This window comes from Devosia sp. CN2-171, assembly GCF_049354815.1.
In the GTDB taxonomy this organism is placed as follows: domain Bacteria; phylum Pseudomonadota; class Alphaproteobacteria; order Rhizobiales; family Devosiaceae; genus Devosia_A.
This window is the reverse complement of sequence record NZ_CP186479.1, coordinates 3,559,160-3,577,736: the sequence shown is the minus strand read 5'-3', so window position 1 is coordinate 3,577,736 and position 18,577 is coordinate 3,559,160. Positions and strand designations below refer to the sequence as shown.

The 18,577-nt window shown below is 65.7% G+C and carries 15 protein-coding genes; 12 read left to right on the top strand and 3 right to left on the bottom strand.

Annotated features, from left to right (window positions below; all coding sequences use genetic code 11):
- From ACOYW5_RS17785 to ACOYW5_RS17775, 3 genes are all read left to right on the top strand, one after another.
- Positions 1-1,317, top strand: a complete 1,317-nt coding sequence (locus ACOYW5_RS17785) for an extracellular solute-binding protein (RefSeq protein ID WP_423066226.1) — start codon at positions 1-3, stop codon at positions 1,315-1,317.
- 66 nt (positions 1,318-1,383) lie between these two features.
- A complete protein-coding gene (locus tag ACOYW5_RS17780; protein ID WP_423066225.1) occupies positions 1,384-2,253 on the top strand; it encodes a carbohydrate ABC transporter permease in 870 nt (289 codons plus the stop codon).
- Complete coding sequence (locus tag ACOYW5_RS17775; RefSeq protein WP_423066224.1) at positions 2,253-3,098, top strand: carbohydrate ABC transporter permease; 846 nt, start codon at positions 2,253-2,255, stop codon at positions 3,096-3,098. The genes ACOYW5_RS17780 and ACOYW5_RS17775 overlap by 1 nt, the downstream gene beginning before the upstream one ends.
- A 12-nt stretch (positions 3,099-3,110) precedes the next feature.
- Here ACOYW5_RS17775 and ACOYW5_RS17770 read toward each other — a convergent pair whose 3' ends face one another.
- Positions 3,111-4,118 carry a LacI family DNA-binding transcriptional regulator gene (locus ACOYW5_RS17770; RefSeq protein ID WP_423066223.1) on the bottom strand — a complete coding sequence of 336 codons (1,008 nt, stop codon included), beginning with the start codon at positions 4,116-4,118 and terminating at the stop codon, positions 3,111-3,113.
- Positions 4,119-4,330: 212 nt separating this feature from the next.
- On the opposite strand from ACOYW5_RS17770, the gene ACOYW5_RS17765 reads away from it, so the two are divergent.
- From ACOYW5_RS17765 to ACOYW5_RS17725, 9 genes are all read left to right on the top strand, one after another.
- Positions 4,331-5,653 carry an alpha-L-fucosidase gene (locus ACOYW5_RS17765; RefSeq protein ID WP_423066222.1) on the top strand — a complete coding sequence of 441 codons (1,323 nt, stop codon included), beginning with the start codon at positions 4,331-4,333 and terminating at the stop codon, positions 5,651-5,653.
- Positions 5,654-5,658: 5 nt separating this feature from the next.
- Positions 5,659-6,468, top strand: a complete 810-nt coding sequence (locus ACOYW5_RS17760) for a DUF4037 domain-containing protein (RefSeq protein ID WP_423066221.1) — start codon at positions 5,659-5,661, stop codon at positions 6,466-6,468.
- Positions 6,469-6,553: 85 nt separating this feature from the next.
- A complete protein-coding gene (locus ACOYW5_RS17755) occupies positions 6,554-7,768 on the top strand; it encodes an ABC transporter substrate-binding protein (protein WP_423066220.1) in 1,215 nt (404 codons plus the stop codon).
- Between the two features lie 82 nt (positions 7,769-7,850).
- Positions 7,851-8,804, top strand: a complete 954-nt coding sequence (locus ACOYW5_RS17750; protein ID WP_423066219.1) for a carbohydrate ABC transporter permease — start codon at positions 7,851-7,853, stop codon at positions 8,802-8,804.
- Entirely contained in the window at positions 8,794-9,642 is an 849-nt protein-coding gene (locus tag ACOYW5_RS17745) for a carbohydrate ABC transporter permease (protein ID WP_423066218.1), read from the top strand. Before ACOYW5_RS17750 ends, ACOYW5_RS17745 begins: the two co-directional genes overlap by 11 nt.
- Positions 9,643-9,789: 147 nt before the next feature.
- Complete coding sequence (locus ACOYW5_RS17740; protein WP_423066217.1) at positions 9,790-13,026, top strand: adenylate/guanylate cyclase domain-containing protein; 3,237 nt, start codon at positions 9,790-9,792, stop codon at positions 13,024-13,026.
- A 3-nt stretch (positions 13,027-13,029) separates the two neighbouring features.
- Complete coding sequence (locus ACOYW5_RS17735) at positions 13,030-14,727, top strand: FAD-dependent oxidoreductase (RefSeq protein WP_423066216.1); 1,698 nt, start codon at positions 13,030-13,032, stop codon at positions 14,725-14,727.
- A gap of 1 nt (position 14,728) precedes the next feature.
- Positions 14,729-16,165, top strand: coding sequence for a sensor histidine kinase (locus tag ACOYW5_RS17730; RefSeq protein WP_423066215.1), 1,437 nt, complete (start codon positions 14,729-14,731; stop codon positions 16,163-16,165).
- Positions 16,152-16,448, top strand: a complete 297-nt coding sequence (locus ACOYW5_RS17725; RefSeq protein WP_423066214.1) for a UBP-type zinc finger domain-containing protein — start codon at positions 16,152-16,154, stop codon at positions 16,446-16,448. Before ACOYW5_RS17730 ends, ACOYW5_RS17725 begins: the two co-directional genes overlap by 14 nt.
- A 31-nt stretch (positions 16,449-16,479) precedes the next feature.
- On the opposite strand, the gene ACOYW5_RS17720 is transcribed toward ACOYW5_RS17725, so the two are convergent.
- Together ACOYW5_RS17720 and ACOYW5_RS17715 are read right to left on the bottom strand one after the other, a co-directional pair.
- Positions 16,480-17,313, bottom strand: a complete 834-nt coding sequence (locus tag ACOYW5_RS17720) for a phosphoenolpyruvate hydrolase family protein (RefSeq protein ID WP_423066213.1) — start codon at positions 17,311-17,313, stop codon at positions 16,480-16,482.
- A 9-nt stretch (positions 17,314-17,322) separates the two neighbouring features.
- A complete protein-coding gene (locus tag ACOYW5_RS17715) occupies positions 17,323-18,522 on the bottom strand; it encodes a Tm-1-like ATP-binding domain-containing protein (protein ID WP_423066212.1) in 1,200 nt (399 codons plus the stop codon).
- Positions 18,523-18,577 lie beyond the last annotated feature (55 nt).

Here is an 18,577-nt window from a genome sequence, read left to right as displayed (position 1 = left end):
ATGAAGACCGTACAGCTCTCCATTCTCGCCGGCCTTGTGGCCAGCATGCTCGCCGGCACTGTGCTGGCCCAGGACAAGACGCTCAATATGATCGTCATCGAAGGCGGCGACACCACCGCCATGCAGGCGGTCGTCGATGCCTACAAGGCGTCGCACCCCGGCGTTGCGATCAACCTGCAGTCCTACCCGTTCGCGCAGTTCTTCCAGGTCGCCGAACTCCGCTTGCGCTCGGCCGATGCCGGCATCGACCTCGTCTATGTCGATGCGCCGCTGATGGCGAGCTACGCCTCGCGCGGCTTCCTCTCCCCGATCGACGCCACCATCGACACCTCGGCGCTGGTGCCGAGCGCGCTCGATGCGGGCAAGTATGACGGCAAGCAATACGCCCTGCCGATCAACAACTCGGCGCAGGTGCTGTTCTACAACAAGGCGCTGTTCGAGAAGGCCGGGATCACTCCGCCCGCGGGCCTCACCGCCGGCCAGACCGCGACGCAAGCCGATGTCGACACACTCGCCTCGACCGAGCGCTGGACCTGGGAGCAGGTCGCCGATGCGGCACAGAAGCTGACCGTCAAGGACGGCGGCCGCACCACCACCTACGGCTTCTCGGTCGAGCAGTTCGCCGAACTCTACCAGCTGCAGCCGTTCGGCGAGTCTCTCGGCACCGACGTGATCGGCCCGGACGGCTACACCGCCGCCGGCTACCTCGACAGCGAGGCCTGGACCAAGGCTGCGACCTTCTGGAGCGACCTCTACAACACCTGGGCCGTGAGCCCGAAGGGCCTCGGCTACGGCGAAGGCGCGCAACTGTTCAACAACGGCCAGCTCGGCATGTTCGCCGGCGGGACCTGGAACATTCCGATCCTCTCGGGTTCGGGCGTCGATTTCGGCGTTGCCCCCTACCCCTATTTCGAGGGCGGCAAGGTCCTGACCCCGACCGGCTCGTGGTTCGTCGGCGTCAACGTCGCCTCCGCCAACCAGGCCGAGGCGATGGACTTCGCGTCCTACCTCACGACCAGCCCCGAGGGCACCAAGGTCTGGTTCGATTCCCTGCAGCAGCTGCCGACTTACAAGCCGCTGCTCGACCAGATCAGCACCTCCGCCGATTTCGACGCCTTCCCGCAGAACGTCTTCCGCCTCGGCGTCTACGACTCGCTCAACACCGCCAAGGCTCGCCCGGTGACGGCCGCCTACGGCCAGTTGCAGGATGCCTTCCGCACCGCCTTCACCGACATCTCCAACGGCGTCCCCGTTGCCGATGCGCTGAAGAGTGCCGTGCAGAAGTTCGAGAGCGCCGCCAACCGCGTGGCGCAGTAAACTACCCCGCTCCTCCCGCGTCCCCGGCTTTCCTACCCGCCGGGGGCGTAACGACCGGAAAATGGCGTGACCCGCACACGATCTCCTCTCCTGCTGATCGCCGCGCTGCTCGCACCAGCGCTGCTGGGCCTCGTCGTTTTCCGGCTTTATCCGATCGCGCTGGCCGTCAGCGACAGCCTGTTCAACATGGTGCGCGGCCACCAGGTGTTCGTCGGCCTCGACAACTACGTCGCCCTCATCAACGACTCCGTCTTCTGGAAGTCGCTACAGGTCACCTTCTGGTTCAACCTGCTGATCAATCCGATCCAGATCGCCCTGTCGCTCGGCCTCGCGCTGCTCTACGTGCAGAAGTTCCGTGGCATCACCTTCTACCGCTTCCTCTTCCTCATCCCGATCGGTGTATCGCTGCCGGTGGCGGTGATCATCTGGCGCATCATGCTGAGCCAGGACGGGCTGGTGAACGGGCTCATCGGCATTGCCGGCATCCCGGCCCAGCCATGGCTGACCTCGGAAGGGCTGGCGCTCTACTCGATCATCGCCATCGCCACCTGGAAGGGCATCTCGTACTGGATGATCTTCATCATCGGCGGGCTGCAGAACATCTCGACCGAGATTTACGAGGCGGCCCGGCTCGACGGCGCCACGGCGTGGCAGCGGCTCTGGCACATCACCATCCCCCTGCTCCGGCCCACCCTGCTCTTCGTCCTCGTAGCCGATGTCTCGATCAACTTCCTCTTGTTCGCGCCGATCTTCATGCTGACCCAGGGCGGCCCGGCGGATTCGACCAACGTGCTGATGTACGAGGCCTACAAGTCGGGCTTCGTTTTCGGCGATATGGGTCGTGCCATGGCCATCATCGTCGTGGTGGTGCTGATCCTTCTCGTCATCGTCGGGCTGCAGTTCCGCCTGCTCGCCGGCAAGCCGGAGCGCAAGTGATGGCCCATCCGATCCGCCGCGGCGTCGGCTTCTCGCTCAAGCACCTCGGCTACCTCGCCATAGCCTTCGTCTTCGTACTGCCGCTCTGGTGGGCGATCGTTTCGTCGCTGAGGCCGAACATGGAAGTGTTCGCCGACATCTTTCCCTTCACGCCCGAGGCGCTGATCCCTGCGCCGTTCTCGCTCGAGGCCTATGACGGCATTATCCAGCGCGGCTTCGGCCAGATCATCGCCAACACCATGCTGGTGGCCATCATCACCATGCTTGGCGGATTGGTGGTGAACGGCCTCGCCGGCTTTGCCTTCGCGGTGTTCGATTTCAAGGGCAAGAACGCCATCCTGACGCTGATCATCATCAGCTTCATGCTGCCCTTCGAGGCGATCGCGCTGCCGCTCTACACGGTGACCATGCAGCTGGGCTGGCTCGACAATATCGCGGCGCTGATCGTCCCCAGCGTCGCCAATGGCCTCGCGGTCTTCCTGTTCTACCAATTCTTCAAGGAAGTGCCGAAGGACTACCTGGAGGCGGCGCGGCTCGATGGCGCCAACTGGCTCGACGTGCTCCGCCACGTCTATATCCCGCTTTCCATTCCCACCTGCATCAGCGCGGGACTGCTGCTGTTCGTGTTCCAGTGGGAGGCGTTCCTCTGGCCGCTGCTCGCCATGCCGAGCCAGCAGTTCAAGGTGATCCAGGTCGGCATGGCCGCGTTCCAGCAGCAATACCAGACGATCTGGAACCAGCTGTTCGCTGTCGCGGTTGTCACCGCGCTGATCCCCATCGCCCTGCTGCTGCCATTGCAGCGCTACTACGTGCAGGGTCTCGCCGGGGCGGGATTGAAAGGGTAGTCCGAGCGCCCCTCAGACCCGCCGGCACGAGTTGCCCGGGACGAACCTCGGCGACAGCACGAAGTCCTGCGGAGGTTCCGCGGCGGCCTCGGGGTTCGTGATCCGGTGCAGAAGCCGCCGGGCGATGATGCCGCCGAGCTTGAGCGTGTCCTGCACCACCATGGTGATACGCGGGGTGATGACGTTGCTCCACTGCACGTCGTCGATCATGCACAGCGAGATATCGCCCGGGCAGTTGAAGCCCAGTTCCTGCATGGCCTGCAGCGCGGCGAGCGCCACGGCATTGTTGGCGCCGAGGATGGCGGTGGGGCGTTCGGGCTGGATCAGCAACCGCATCGCCGCCTCGTAGCCCGCCGAACGGGTGAACTGGCCGTCCACCACGTAATTCGGATTCACCTCGACGCCGGCGCTAGCCATGGTCTCGACGAAGCCGCGATAGCGCTCGGAGGCCGTGTGCATGTGCTGCGGTCCGGCAATGAAGGCGATGCGCCGATGCCCCAGCTGCAGCAAGTGCTCGGTCAGCATGGCACCGGCGAGATAGTTGTCGGACCCGACAAAATCCCGCTCGATGCCGGCAACCTTCTGGTCGAAGCAGACCATCGGGACCTTGAGGCTCTCGACGAAACGCACGTAGTCGGGGCCGAAGCTGGACGGCCCGAGCGCCAGGCCGGCGATCTTGAGCCCGATCAGATGCTCGACGAGCGCCTGCTCGCGCTCCGGCTTGCCCGAGGAGTCGGCGATGAGGACGAAGTGCTCGTGCTCGAGGGCGTAGTTCTCCAGCTCGCGGCGGATGTCGCCGAAGAACGAGTTGCCGACATTACCAACGACGAGGCCGATCATCTTGCTGCGGCCACGCGCCAGACTCTGCGCCAGCGGATCGGCAACATACCCCACTGCCGCAACCGCGCTTCGGATCCGCTCGAGCGTCTTCTGGCTCACCCGGCCCGGGTTGCTGAGCGCCAGCGACACGGTCGAGACCGACACCTCCGCCAGTTTGGCAACATCGCGAATGGTGGCCATCAGTCTATTCTCGAACCGCTTCTATGCAAAGAGGGGGTTGTGCTGGTGGGTCGGCCAGTCGGCAATTCTCCTGCAATACGTAGCAGCTGCTGGCCTTCACGCAACTGAAATCCACCGTCGGACCGGACCTCAGATTCCGTCTTGACTCGCAAACGGCTCCCTAGCAGGATAAAAATCGAACCGGTTCGATGGACCGGCATAGGGAGGATAGATTGGATAGCGCTCTCACCACCAGCGGTGGCATCGACACGTCTGCCGGCAAGGCCTGGTTCACGAATGACCGCTTCGGCATGTTCATTCATTTCGGGCTCTACGCCCTGGCTGCACGGCACGAATGGGTCCAGCACCGCGAGGAGATCGCCCCCGAAGCTTACGCCAAGTACTTCGAGAACTTCGATCCCGACCTCTACGATCCCAAGGAATGGGCGCGCCGGGCGCGCGAAGCGGGGATGAAGTACGTGGTGCTGACCGCCAAGCACCACGAGGGCTTCTGCCTGTGGGACAGCAAGTTCACCGACTACAAGGCCACCAATACGCCCTACGGCAAGGACCTCTTGAAGGCCTATGCCGACGCGTTCCGCGCCGAGGGGCTGAAGGTCGGCTTCTACTATTCGCTGATCGACTGGCACCATCCGGAATTCCCGATCGACGGCATCCATCCGCTGCGCAATCACCCAGATGCGCTCCAGATGAACAAGAGCCGCGATGTGCGCAAATACGCCGAGTACATGCGCAACCAGGTCACCGAGCTCCTCACCGGGTTCGGCGAGATCTCGGTCATCTGGTTCGACTTCAGCTACCCCAAGCGCGAGTACAAGGGCATGCCCGGCAAGGGCCGCGCCGACTGGCAGAGCGAGGAGCTGATCGGGTTGGTGCGCGAACTGCAGCCCAACATCATCGTCGGCGACCGGCTGGACCTGCCCACCGACGGCAACTTCCCCAAGGACCTGGCGACGCCCGAGCAGTACACCCCCCGCGTGGCCCCGACCATCAACGGCAAGCCGGTGCGCTGGGAAGTCTGCCACACCTTCTCGGGCTCGTGGGGCTACCACCGCGACGAGAACACCTGGAAGGATGCCGGCCAGCTCATCAACATCCTCATCGACACCGTGGCGCTCGGCGGGAACCTCTTGATGAACGTGGGGCCGACGGCTCGCGGCACGTTCGACGCCCGCGCCATCAAGGCGCTCGAGACCTATGGGGAATGGCTGCGTCTCAACGGTCGCGCCATCTACGGGGCGGGGGCTTCGCAGTACAAGGCGCCTAGCGGCACGAAGTTTACCCAGAAGGGCAACCGGCTTTACCTGCACGTGCAGAACTGGCCGTTCCGCCACATCCACATCGAGGGTCTGGGGCGGAAGGTGAAGTATGCCCAGTTCCTGCACGATGCCAGCGAGATCCACTGGCTCGATCCCGATGCCGAGGTCGATTCCAACATCGGCGTCGCGGTGGGTGACGGCATCCTGACCCTCGAGCTGCCGGTCCTCAAGCCGGACGTGGTGACGCCGGTCATCGAACTGATCCTCAAGGATTGACGATCGTGTCGGTAGCAGCAGCGACCGATGCGGCGGGTCATGAGGCCAACCTCATCGCGGCGATGGCTCCGCTCATCGCCGACCTGGCCGAGGACGGCGATGGCGCCGTTGCCCTCGCCGGGTCGCGCGGCAAGGGGCGGTCGGACACGCAGTCAGACTATGACTTTCGCGTCTACGCCCATGCCTACCGGCCGAACCTCAAGCTGACCGTGCAATGGAACCGGTTCGAAATGGCCATGAAGGAGTGGCAGATCGAGGGGGTTCGCATGGATGGCATCTGGATGCGCAGCTACGCCGGCGTCGAGCGCGATCTCGATGCCTGGCTCGCCGGGACCGCTGTCCCCAAGACCTTTGAATGGACCATCTGGGGCTACCACCTGCCCACCGATCTCGCCAGCCAGCAGATCGTCAACGACCCCGATGGGCGGCTCGCGGGCTGGAAGCGCCAGCTCGCGACCTATCCCGAGCCGCTGCGCGACGCCTTGCTGCAGCAGTACCGCGAGATCCTGCAGTACTGGGCCGCCGACTATCACTACGAAAGCAAGGTCGACCGGCGCGACCTGGTCTTCCTGATCGGGATCACCGGCAAGCTCGCCAACGCGATCCTGCAGTTCGTGTTCGCGCTGAACCGCGCCTACTACCCCGGTGACGGCTGGAACCTGCCAATGGCGGCCGAACTGCCGCTGCTGCCGCCCGACTTCGTTTCCCGCATGGCGTCGATCCTGGAGCCGGGGCGAGACCCCGATGCCCTGCGCCGCCAGCGTGCCGAGCTCATCGCCATGATCGCCGATCTGGAGGTGCTGATCGCGGCTTGAGGGGCCGCGCGCCTACCCCGGAGCGGAGGACTCCGGTGCAACGACCCAAGCATGCAACGCCAAATGTGACCGAGGAGGACACGACATGAGACTGCCACTTACGCTAGCCGCCATCGCGCTGGCTGGAACCGCCCTGCTTTCCACCGCCAGCTACGCCCAGGACCAGGTGAACCTGACCTGGCAGATGTGGGGTGACGAGAAGGATACCGCGCTGTTCACGAGCATCGCCGACCTGGTGACGGCGGAATATCCCAACATCAAGGTGACGCCGCAGTTCTCGGGCTGGACCGACTACTGGACCCGCCTGCCGGTGCTGGCCTCATCCGGCCAGATCGCCGACCTCGTGGCCATGCAGTCGATGCGCATGCCCAGCTTCTATGGCGTGCTCGAACCGCTCGATCCGTTCATTGCGGCGGACAATTTCGACAAGTCCGTGTTCGAATCCTCGATCATTTCCGGCCTGTCGAAGGACGGCGTGCAGTACGCCCTGCCCTATGACGTCGGCCCATGGCTGGTCTTCTACAACCGTGACAAGTTCGCCGAAGCCGGCCTCGCCGAGCCCAAGCCGGACTGGACCTTCGCCGATTTCCAGGCCGCGGCCGAGAAGCTGACCAGCGGTGACACCTACGGCTATGCCGCGCAGGCCTTCGACTTCATCGCCGAGCCGGTGGCGCTGGGCGCCGAGTATTTCAACGACGGCGAACAGTTCGACCTGACCAACCCCGGCTATGCCGCCGCGGTCGGCAAGATCGTCGACCTCGTCGCCGTCGCCAAGGCCTCGCCGGTCTTTGCCACGGGCGCCGGTGCGATGACCGGCAGCGGCCAGTTTGCCGCCGGCAACGCGGCCATGGTGATCGACGGCCCGTGGTCGCTGCTGACCACCCAGGCCTCGGTCGACTTCAAGGTTGGCGTTGCGCCCCTGCCGCGCGGTGAAGGCCCCTCGCGGTTCATCACCGCCGGTTCGGGCTGGGGTATCTCCGCCGCCAGCCAGCACAAGGAAGAGGCCTACAAGGCGCTGAAGGTCCTGACCGGTCCCAAGGCCGCCGAGATCCTCGCCTCCGCCGGCCGCGCGCTGCCAGGCCGCCTCGCCGAGCAGAAGTTCTGGTACGACGTGGCCGCCAAGGACATCAGCGGCGCGCGCGAGACCCTGCAGTACTCGTTCGAGCACTCGACCCCGTTCCGACTCAATGAGAACTGGAACGAGTTCGAGAACCTGATGACGCAGTACCTCCCGCTGGCACTCAACGGCGATCAGCCGACGGGCACCGTGCTGGCCGATATCCAGAGCCAGTTGCCCTAGCCCCTGGCACCCGGCCGGTATCAGACCGGCCGGGTCGCCGCTTTCGTGCATCGGCGCACGCGCCGCGAGGGAGGAGGTGCCCATGACGCTCATCCAGGATACTCCGGTCGCGACCAGCGAACCGGTCGCGACCAGCGCGCCCGCCGTCCGCCCGCGACGGCGCAGCGGGCCGCGCGAAGGCCGTACTGCCTTCTTCTTCCTCCTGCCCAGCCTGGTGGGTGTTACGCTCTTCCTGGTGGTGCCGATCATCGCCTCGCTGGTGCTGAGCTTCACCAACTGGAAGCTGCTGGGCAAACCGGCCTTTGTCGGCATCCAGAACTATGTCCGGCTGTTCACCGCCGACCCGCAGTTCTGGACCGTGCTGCGCAACACACTGTTCTTCACCGTCGAATATCTGGTGCTGAACATCATCATCTCGGTGGGGCTCGCGACCTGGATCGCAAGCCTCAAGCGAGGGCAACGGTGGTTCCGGGTGGTGTTCTTCCTCCCCACCTTCACGCCCGGAATCGCCGTCGCCATCGTCTGGATGCTGATCTTTGCGCCGGGCGGCTTCTTCGATTTCATCATGAAGTCGCTGTCGCTGCATGTGCCGAACCTGTTGACCGACCAGACGCTCGCCATGCAGGCGGTGATCATCGTCTCGCTCTGGGCCAATGTCGGCTACAACACGGTGCTGTTCAACGCCGCGCTCGACATGGTGCCGCCGAGCTATCTCGAGGCGGCGCGCATCGACGGTGCCAGCGCCTGGGACCGCTTCTGGAAGATCCGCCTGCCGCTGATCTCGCCGACGCTGTTCTTCGGCACGGTGATGACCGCTATCACCTCGCTGCAGGTGTTCGACCAGATCTATGTGATGACCCGCGGCGGCCCGGGCAACGCCACGGCTACGCTGGGTTACACCATCTACCAGCGTGGCTTCCAGAACTTCCAGATGGGCTACGCCTCCTCCATCGCCTGGGTGATGTTCGCGCTGATTATGGCGCTGACCGCCCTCCAATTCTGGCTGCAGCGCAAGTGGGTGCACTATGACAACTAAGGCCCGTTCCCGGCGCGCCCTGGCGCTCGATATCCTCAACCACGGCGGGCTGCTGCTGGTGGCGCTGCTGTTCCTGTTCCCTTTCTTCTGGATGGTCTCGAACGCCGTCCGCAGCAATGCCGAAGTGATGGCCATCCCGGTGCGCATCCTGCCCAACCAGTTCGAGTGGGACAATTTCGCCAAGGCCTGGTCCGAACTGCCGTTCGGGCGTTACTTCCTCAATTCGATGATCGTCGCCGGCAGCGTGACCGTAATTACCGTCGTCGTCTCCAGCCTCGCCGGCTACGCCTTCGCCCGCCTGAAGTTCCCCGGACGCGACACGCTGCTGCTGGGCTATGTCGGAACGCTGATGGTGCCGTCCATCATGCTGATTATCCCGCTGTTCCTGATCGTCAACGGCCTGGGCATGGTGAACACCTTCCAGGGCGTGATCCTGCCGGTCGCCTTCGGCACTTTCGGGGCATTCCTGTTGCGGCAGTTCTTCCTCTCGATCCCGAACTCGCTGGAGGAAGCGGCGCTGATCGATGGTGCGTCCCGCCTCCGCATTCTCGTCAGCATCATCGTGCCGCTGTCGATGCCGGCGATCGGGCTCTTGTCGCTCTTCACCTTCATCGCGCAGTGGAACAACTTCCTCTGGCCGCTGATCGTGATGACAGGCGGCGACAACGCCACGCTGCCCGTGGGTCTGACCTACTTCCAGACCCAGCAGGGCACCCAGTGGAACTTCATCATGGCCGGCGCCGCCCTCTCGATGCTCCCCGGCATCTTCCTCGCCATCCTCTTGCAGAAGCTCATCTACAACTCGATCTCGCTCAACGCCGGGATGGGCGGGCGGTAAGGCGTCCGCCAGCGATCTCCGCAGCCCTGCGTCGGCTTTCGCAGGGCTGCCGCTGCAACCTTGTTCATGGCGTTTACCGGCGCTACTGTGGCCCTTGGGTTTCGCGCAAATGGTGGCCATTTGCCGGGCACCCTCGAGAGATGGGTGATGCAGCATTGCCCCAAATGCGGCTTCGACAATGCCGATGCCGCCAAGTTCTGCGCAAACTGTGGCAACGCGCTTGCCCCGGCCCGACCGGTGGAGGGTGAGAGGCGGTTCGCCACGGTGCTGTTCGCCGACGTCGCGCGATCCACGGCGATTGCGGAGAAGCTCGACCCCGAGGATTTTGCCACCATCATGAACGGCGCCTTCGCCTTCATGAACAAATCCGTCTCGCAATTCGGCGGCACGGTCTCCCGACTGATGGGCGATGCGGTATTGGCCCTGTTCGGCGCACCGCTGGCGCATGAGGACGACGCCGAGCGGGCGGTCCGCGCCGGCCTTGAGATGCAGCAGGCGGCAAAGCGCTACGCCGCCAGCGTCAAGGCCCAGCACGGGGTCGATTTCGAGCTGCGGGTCGGCATCAATACCGGCATGGCAGTGCTGGCCTTCGTCGGCGACGCCATCAAGACCGAGTACACCGCACTCGGCGACGCGGCCAATATCGCGGCCCGGCTGCAATCGGCGGCCGAACCGGGCACGGTGCTGATCAGCGCCGACACCTACCGGCTCGTCCACCCGCTGTTCGACTTCCGCCCGCGCGGCCGGATCGAGATGAAGGGCAAGTCCGACCCGGTCGAGTGCTACGAGGTGACCGGGGCGAGCGCCGCGCCCGGATCGGTGCGCGGCATCGAGGGCCTGAGCTCGCCACTGGTCGGGCGCGAGCGGGAAATCGGCCTCCTTGCTGACAAGTTGGCGGATCTCAATAAAGGGCTGGGCTCGGTGGTTGCGTTGATTGGCGAGGCCGGCCTCGGCAAGTCGCGGCTCATTGCCGAACTTCGGCATCGCCGCGACGCGCTGCCCGAGCCGCGCCCGCTTTGGCGCGAGGCGCGGGCCATCTCCTATGGGCAGTCGATCCCCTACTACCCGTGGCGGCAACTGGGGCGGCAGATCGTCGGTGCCGACGACATGGATAACGCCCCTGTGGTGCGCGAGAAGATCGCGGCCTGGGTCGAGCGGCTGGGTCTCAACCCGGACGACATCCCGTTCTACGAAACCATGCTGGCGGTGGAGGGCGAGGCGAGCCGCATGGCGCTGGCAGCGATGACCGGCGACAGCGTGGTGGGCGGCGTGGCCGGGGCGATCGTCAGCGCCATCAAGGCGGCAATGCACACCGGCGGCCGGTCGAACCCATATGTGATGGTGATGGACGACCTGCACTGGTCTGACAGCGCCACGCTCGAACTCATCGCCCAGGTGGCGACGCTTTCCGCGTTCGAGCCGATCCTGCTCGTCATCATCCTGCGCCCTGACCGAAAGGCCGCGAGCTGGCAACTGGTCGACCGGCTGCAGGCGAGCCTTGGCACGAGCTTTGCCCGCATCGATCTCGAACCGCTAGGGCCCGCGGCCTCCGGCGAGCTGCTCGGCAACCTGCTGCATATCGAGGAGCTGCCCAATTCCATCCGCGCCCAGATCCTCGAGCGCTCGGAAGGCAATCCGTTCTATCTCGAAGAGGTGCTGCGCGCGCTGATCGACGGTGGCCAGGTGGTGCAGGAAGGGGGGCACTGGCGGGCAACACGCTCGATTCTCGAGGCGACCATTCCCGATACGCTGGCGGGCGTGCTCAGCGCCCGCATCGACCGCCTGCCCGATGCGACCAAGCGCGTGGCACAGACGGCGGCGGTGATCGGCCGGGTGTTCCAGCACCGGGTGCTGGAGACGGTGTGCCGGGATGCCCCCGCGGCCGAAAGGATCGAGCATGTCGAGCCGCATCTGGCGACGCTGAGCTACGAGCAACTGGTGCGCGAGAAAGCGCGCGACCCCGAGCGTGAATATATCTTCAAGCATGCGCTGACCTGCGAGGCTGCCTACGACCTGCTGTTGCGCTCGCGCCGGCGCGACCTCCACGCGCGCTGCGGCGAGGCGCTTGAATCACTGTTCATGGAACGGCGAGACGAGTTCGCGGCGGTGCTGGCCCACCATTTCGAGGAAGCCGGAAACCTCGCGCAGACGCTCAAATACGCCCGCATCGCTGCCGACAACGCGCGCCGACTCTACGCGGTGCGCGAGGAAATGGAACATCGTGACCGCATCCTCGCCACCATCGAGAAGATGCCCGATGCCCGGCCCGAGGACCTGATCGACGCAATCCTCGAATGGGCCTGGGTGCGCAACCGCCGCGCCCAGTATGACGGCATGCTCGACAAGATCGGACAGGCGGTTCAGATCGCGCGCGAAATCGGTGACAAGCGCCGGCTCGGCCTGGCGCTGAGCTGGACCGGCAATGTGCACATGGTCACGGGTTTTCCCTCGCGCGGCTTCCCTTATCTCGAAGAAGCGCAGGCGCTCGCCGCCGAGGTCGGCGACGACCAGGTGCTGCTGCTTCCATTGTTCATCGCCACCTGGTCGCTGGTCGAGCGCGATGCGCGATCAGGAGAGCAGAAGCTTGCCGAGGTGATCGCGATGGCGCGCCGGCTCGATGCACCGGACATTCTTGGGCATGCCCTCACCTACCGCGCCATGGCGTTGGCGCGGCTGGGCGAGTTCGACGAAGCCAGCGCCCTGATCGACGAGGCGCTGGCAATGACCCATATGATCGCCTCGCCGGTGAAGCAGGCGGACGTCCATATCGGCGCGAGCATGGCCTACTACGATATGGGCGACATCGAGCAGGGTCTGGAGCATGCCAAGCTCGGCGCTGAACTTGCCATGTCGGCAAATGGGCTGGAATGCGCCTGCGCCGCCTATTTCGGGGTGGGACGCGGCGAACTCGACAAGCACCGGATCGACGACGCGCTGACCCAATTCCGCCGTTCCCTGAAGCTCGCCGATGCCATCGGCATGGACTACTACATCAACATGATCCGCGCCGGCGTGGCGGAAGCCGAGTTCGAGAAGGGCACCCCCGACTCGGTCGACAAGATCCGCACGGCGGTGGAGAGCGCGCGCAGTACCGACGACGACTTCGTGGTCGCCGCCCTGTCGATCCCCCATGCCCGCACCCTGCTGCGACTCGAGCGAACCGGCGAGGCGAAGGACGCGATCACGGCCGCCATTGCCTATTTCCGCCGCATGGAGCTCAAGCCCTATCTTGCCAACTCGTTGACGATCCTCGGCGATATCGAGGACGCGCGGGGCGATGCCGAGGCCGCTGCCGAGGCCCGGCAGGAAGCGGCGAGCCTTCGCGACCAGATCCGCCTGCCCTGGCCGATGCCGGGTGAACACCCTCAGGTGATGCGAGCCTAGCCCATGGAAAAGCCGGTGATCCTTGCGGTCGACGACGAGCCCTCAGTTCTCGCCGCCATCACGCGCGACCTGCGCCGCCACTACAGCTCGGATTACGACGTGCAGCGCGCCGGCTCCGGCGCCGAAGCCCTGGAGCTGCTGGGCGAGTTCAAACTGAGCAACCGCGCCGTGGCGTTGTTTCTCGCCGACCAGCGCATGCCGGAAATGACCGGCGTCGCGTTCCTCGCGCGAGCCATGGCGGAATTTCCCGACGCCAAGCGCGTGCTGCTCACCGCCTATGCCGACACCGACGCCGCGATCCGGGCGATCAACGAGGTCAAGCTCGACCACTACCTGATGAAGCCGTGGCATCCGCCCGAAGAGCTGCTTTATCCGGTGCTCGACGACCTGCTGGACGACTGGCGCGCCGGCTACCAGCCGGTGTTCGAGGGCGTACGGATCATCGGCCATCGCTGGTCGGCGGACGGACATCGGGTGCGCGAATTCCTGGCGCGGAACCTTATTCCCTATCGCTGGCTCGACGTCGAGACCGACCCCGAGGCGGAAAAGCTCAGGGAGCTGGCCGGGGCAGCAGCCGAGCCGCTTCCCCTCGTGCTGCTGGCGGATGGCACGGCGATGTCGCGGCCGACGGTGCCGGCGCTGGCCGAAAGGATCGGGCTCCATACCCATGCGGTATCGGACACCTACGACCTGATCGTCGTTGGCACCGGCCCGGCCGGCCTTGCCTCGGCTGTCTATGGCGCATCGGAGGGTATGCGGACGCTGCTGATCGAGCGCGAGGCGCCCGGCGGGCAGGCAGGGACCAGCTCGCGCATCGAGAACTATCTCGGCTTTCCCGTGGGGCTTAGCGGCGCCGATCTGGCGCGGCGCGGCGTCGCCCAGGCGCGGCGGTTCGGGGCCGAGATCCTGACCCCGATGGAGGCGGTGGCGCTCGACACGCAGGACGGCTACCACATCCTGACCCTCAGCGACGGCAACCGGGTAGCGGCACAGGCGCTGATCGTTGCCACCGGCGTATCCTACCGGCTGCTTGACGTGCCGGGGGCCGAGCGCCTGTCAGGCGCAGGACTGTTCTACGGCGCGGCGCAGACCGAAGCCCTGGGGGTGAAGGGACAGGACGTGTTCGTGGTCGGCGCCGGCAATTCGGCCGGACAGGCCGCCTTGCACCTTGCCCGCTATGCGAGCTCGGTGACGCTGCTGGTGCGCGGCAAATCGCTCGAGGAGAGCATGTCGAAATACCTCATCGAGCGTATCGAGGAGGCCGACAACATCGCCGTCCGCACCGGCGCCGCGATCGCCGAACTGCACGGCGAAGAGAGCCTCGAAGCGATCTCGATCAAGGATGCGGGCGGGGAAGTCGAGCGGGTGCCGGCCCGGGCGGTGTTCGTGTTCATCGGCGCCTCGCCGCGCACCGACTGGTTGCGCGACAAGCTGCAGCTCGACGCGCAGGGCTACATCCTCTCCGGCCCCGATCTCGAGCGCGAGCCCAATCGCAAGCCGAACGGCTGGGACGCGGAGCGGGACCCTTTCTGGCTCGAAACGAGCGTGCCCGGCGTGTTCGTCGCCGGCGACGTGCGCCGGCAATCGACCAAGCGCATCGCCTCGGCGGTCGGCGAGGGGGCGATGGCGGTCACCTTCGTGCACCAGCACCTGAAGGGACCCGCCATGCCCCAGCGCCCTGCCGCGCCGACGGAGAAGTGAGATGACGGCGGAAGTAGCCGACCGGCCGGTCGACCTGATCCGCCAGGTCCCGATATTTTCCGAGCTCAGCGATGCGGAGGCCGAGGAACTCTGGCACAGCGGACGACGGCTACTGGCTGCGCCGGGCGAGCTGATCATCCGCGAGGGCGCGCCCGGCGACACGCTGTTCATCATCCTCTCGGGGCTGCTCGAGGTCACCAAGCACGACGATGATCGCGAGATCACGCTGGCAACGCGCGGCGCGGGCGACGTGCTGGGCGAGATGAGCCTTCTGGAACGGACCCCGCGCACGGCATCGGTGCGGGCCAGCCAGCCGAGCGAACTGCTGGTGATCGGACAGGAGGAGTTCCGCCAGTTGCTCGCCAAACGGCCGGAGGCGGCGGCAACCCTGTTGCGCACCGTGATGGCCCGGCTGCGCAGCACCGAGGCCTCGCTGGTCCAGTCCGACAAGCTCGCGGCGCTGGGTACGCTGGCTGCCGGGCTGGCGCACGAACTCAACAATCCCGCCGCCGCGATCCAGCGGTCCACCGGCTATCTCGGCGAGGCCTTTGAGGCCTGGCGGCGGCGCACGGTCGAGCTGAGCATGCTGCGGATGTCGGATGGCGAGCGACAGGGCCTGGCCGAGCTCGAAAAAGCCATCGCGGGCTGCCGGGCAACGCGCTGCTCCGACGTCGAGGCTCGCCGGCAGGAGGCCCGCCTCATCACCAAGCTCGAGGCGGTCGACGTCGAGGACCCCTGGGACATCGCCCCGGCCATGGCCGTTTACGGCTGGACGGCGGAGAAGCTGGACCAGCTGGCGACAACGTTCGACGGGCCGCACTTGAAGCCGGTGCTGCAGTGGATGGGCGCCGGCCTGATGGCGCAGCAACTGATGGAAGAGATCGAGGCCGCATCGGTGGCCATCTCCAACATCGTGCGCTCGGTCAAATCCTATGCCTATCTCGACCAGGCTCCGGTGCAGGACGTCGACCTGGCGATGAGCCTCGACGACACGCTGATGATCCTCAACCACAAGATCAAGCAAGGCGTGGCCGTGACGCGGATGTACGAGCCGGCCCTGCCGCGCGTCGAGGCCTATGCCGGCGAGCTCAACCAGGTGTGGACCAACCTCATCGACAACGCGGTGCAGGCCATGAACGGACAAGGCCGGCTCGAGGTCGGCGCGCGCCGGATCGGCGACGAGGTGGAAGTCATGATCGCCGACAGCGGTCCGGGCATCCCCGACGAGATCGGCCAGCGCATATTCGAGCCGTTCTTCACCACCAAGGCGCAGGGCGTCGGCACCGGCCTCGGGCTGCATATCGCCCACAACATCGTGGTCAACCGGCATCGCGGACGGATCGGCTTTACCTCGCAACCGGGCCGGACCGAGTTTCGCATCGTGCTGCCGCTGCGGCTGAAGCGGGCCGAGGGCGAGGTCGTCGATGACGCCGGCTAGCGGCTGCGCGCATGCGAACCTGATCCGCGAGGATGTCGTCCCCAGCAGCAGCGATGCCTGCGAAGATTGCCTCAAGACGGGCAGCGGCTGGGTGCACCTACGAATCTGCCTCGTCTGTGGCTATGTCGGCTGCTGCGACGAATCCCCAAACCGCCACGCCCGTCGCCACTTCCACGCCACCGGCCACCCCGTCATCCAGTCCTACGAGATCGGCGAGAGCTGGCGCTATTGCTTCATCGACGACGAGGACCTGCCACCGGGTCGGCCGCTTCGAGGCGCGTAGGCTTCGGCATGGCTCCGGGTCATCGGCGCGGCTATGCGCCTCCAAGCGAGGTAAACATCGCCACCTGGTTGGCGATCGCGAGTTCCGTCGGCAGGCGTTCCATCGAGCTGGCGCCGTAGAAGCCGTGGCAGGTTTCGGTGCGGGCGAGGACGTAGCTCGCATCCTCAGGCATGGCGATGGGGCCGCCATGGCAGAGAACGATGATGTCGTCGCGGACGGAGCGGGCGGCGGCGGACCATTCGTCGATCTTCGTAATGCAATCGTCGAGGGTGAGCGCGGTCTCCGCACCGATGGAGCCGCCGGTGGTGAGGCCGAGATGGCAGACGATGATGTCGGCACCGGCGTTCGCCATTGCCACGGCATCGTCGCTGGAGAAGACGTAAGGCGTTGTCAGCATGTCCTTTTTCGCGGCTCGGGCGATGATTTCGACCTCCAGCGCGTAGCTCATGCCGGTCTCTTCGAGGTTGGCGCGGAAGGTGCCGTCGATAAGGCCGACAGTGGGGAAGTTCTGGATGCCGGCGAAGCCCAGCTCCATCAGTTCATTGAGGAATTTGTCCGGGATCAGGAACGGGTCGGTACCGTTTACACCCGCGAGGACGGGAGTGTGGCGGACTACGGGGAGGACCTCGTGGGCCATTTCGACGACGATGTCGTTGGCGTTGCCGTAGGCCATGAGGCCGGCGAGGGAACCACGCCCCGCCATGCGGTAACGCCCTGAATTATATATCACAATCAGGTCGATGCCGCCGGCTTCCTCGGCCTTGGCGCTGAGCCCGGTGCCAGCGCCGCCGCCGATGATGGGGATGCCGGCGGCGATCTTCTGGCGCAGCTTGAGGAGGATGTCTTCGCGGGAAAGTCTGGTCATGGTCTGGCCTTAGGACGGGGAAAGTTCACGGAAGTTCGCCACCAGCGTGGTGGCGAACGCGGGATCGTTGATGTGGAGGTCGAGCTCGACCAGTTTTCGGTTCGGCGTCGCCTGCCAGCCGGAACGGATGGTGTCGAACAGGACGGCGTCGGCCGCGGGATCGTGGAACGGCTGGCCCGGTGCATCGATGGCCGAGACGCCCTTGAGCGGCAGTAGGAAGCGGACCGGCCCCTCCATACGGTTGAGACGACTGACGATGAACTCCCCCACGCGGCGGTTCTCGTCGGGGGTGGTGCGCATCAGGGTGACCTGGGCGTTGTGGACGTGGAGCTTGCGGTCGCGGAACTGGGCGGGGACGGTTTCCCTCGCGCCGAAGTTGACCATGTCCACGGCGCCGACCGAGCCGACATAGGGTAGCCGGGTACGGATCACCGAGCCGAAGCGGTCTTCAGTGGCAGGGAACACGCCACCGACCAGCAGATCTGGCACCTCGGTGGTGGTGACGTCGATCAGGCCGGCGACGAGGCCAGAATCGGCGAGCTTTTCCATCGATTGCCCGCCGGTGCCGGTGGCGTGGAAGGTGTAGACCTCGTGCGTCGCCTCCATCGCCTCGCGGACCATGGTGACGCATTGGGTAGTGACGCCGAACATCGTCATCCCCAGCCCCGGCTTGTCGGCGCCTGAAGCCGGCGCCGTGGTGAGCGCCATGCCGGCGGCGGCGTGCGCGGCGTTGCCGATGACCTTCCGCGAGATGGCGTTGAGCCCGGCGACATCGACCACCGAATACATCATGGTAAGATCGTTCGGCCCGACATAGGGCGCGGTGTTGCCCGATGCGACGGTCGAAACCATCAGCTTGGGAGTCCCGATCGGCAGCGCGCGCATGGCTTCGGTGACGAGCGCGGTGTTGCCAGTACCGCCGAGGCCGAGCACGGCGCCGATATCGGTACGGCCAGCGAGATAGCGGGTCAGTGCCATCGCCATGGCGGAGACCGCCTTGCCGCGATCGGTGAGGCCGAGCACGGCCCCTGACCCCTCCGGATGGTGGGTAGCGACCACCGTTGCCGCGACGTCGGCGCCCGCCCCGGTACCCTGCGTGCCGACATCGACGAGCACTGGTTCAGCTCCGGCAGCGCGCACGCGTTCGGCGGTATAGCGCAGCTCCGGACCCTTCGTGTCCATGGTTCCGACCACATAGACCTTTGCCATTTCCTCCCTCTTTCCGGCCGTTTCAGGCCTGTTTGCGCGGCTTGCCACCGCCTCT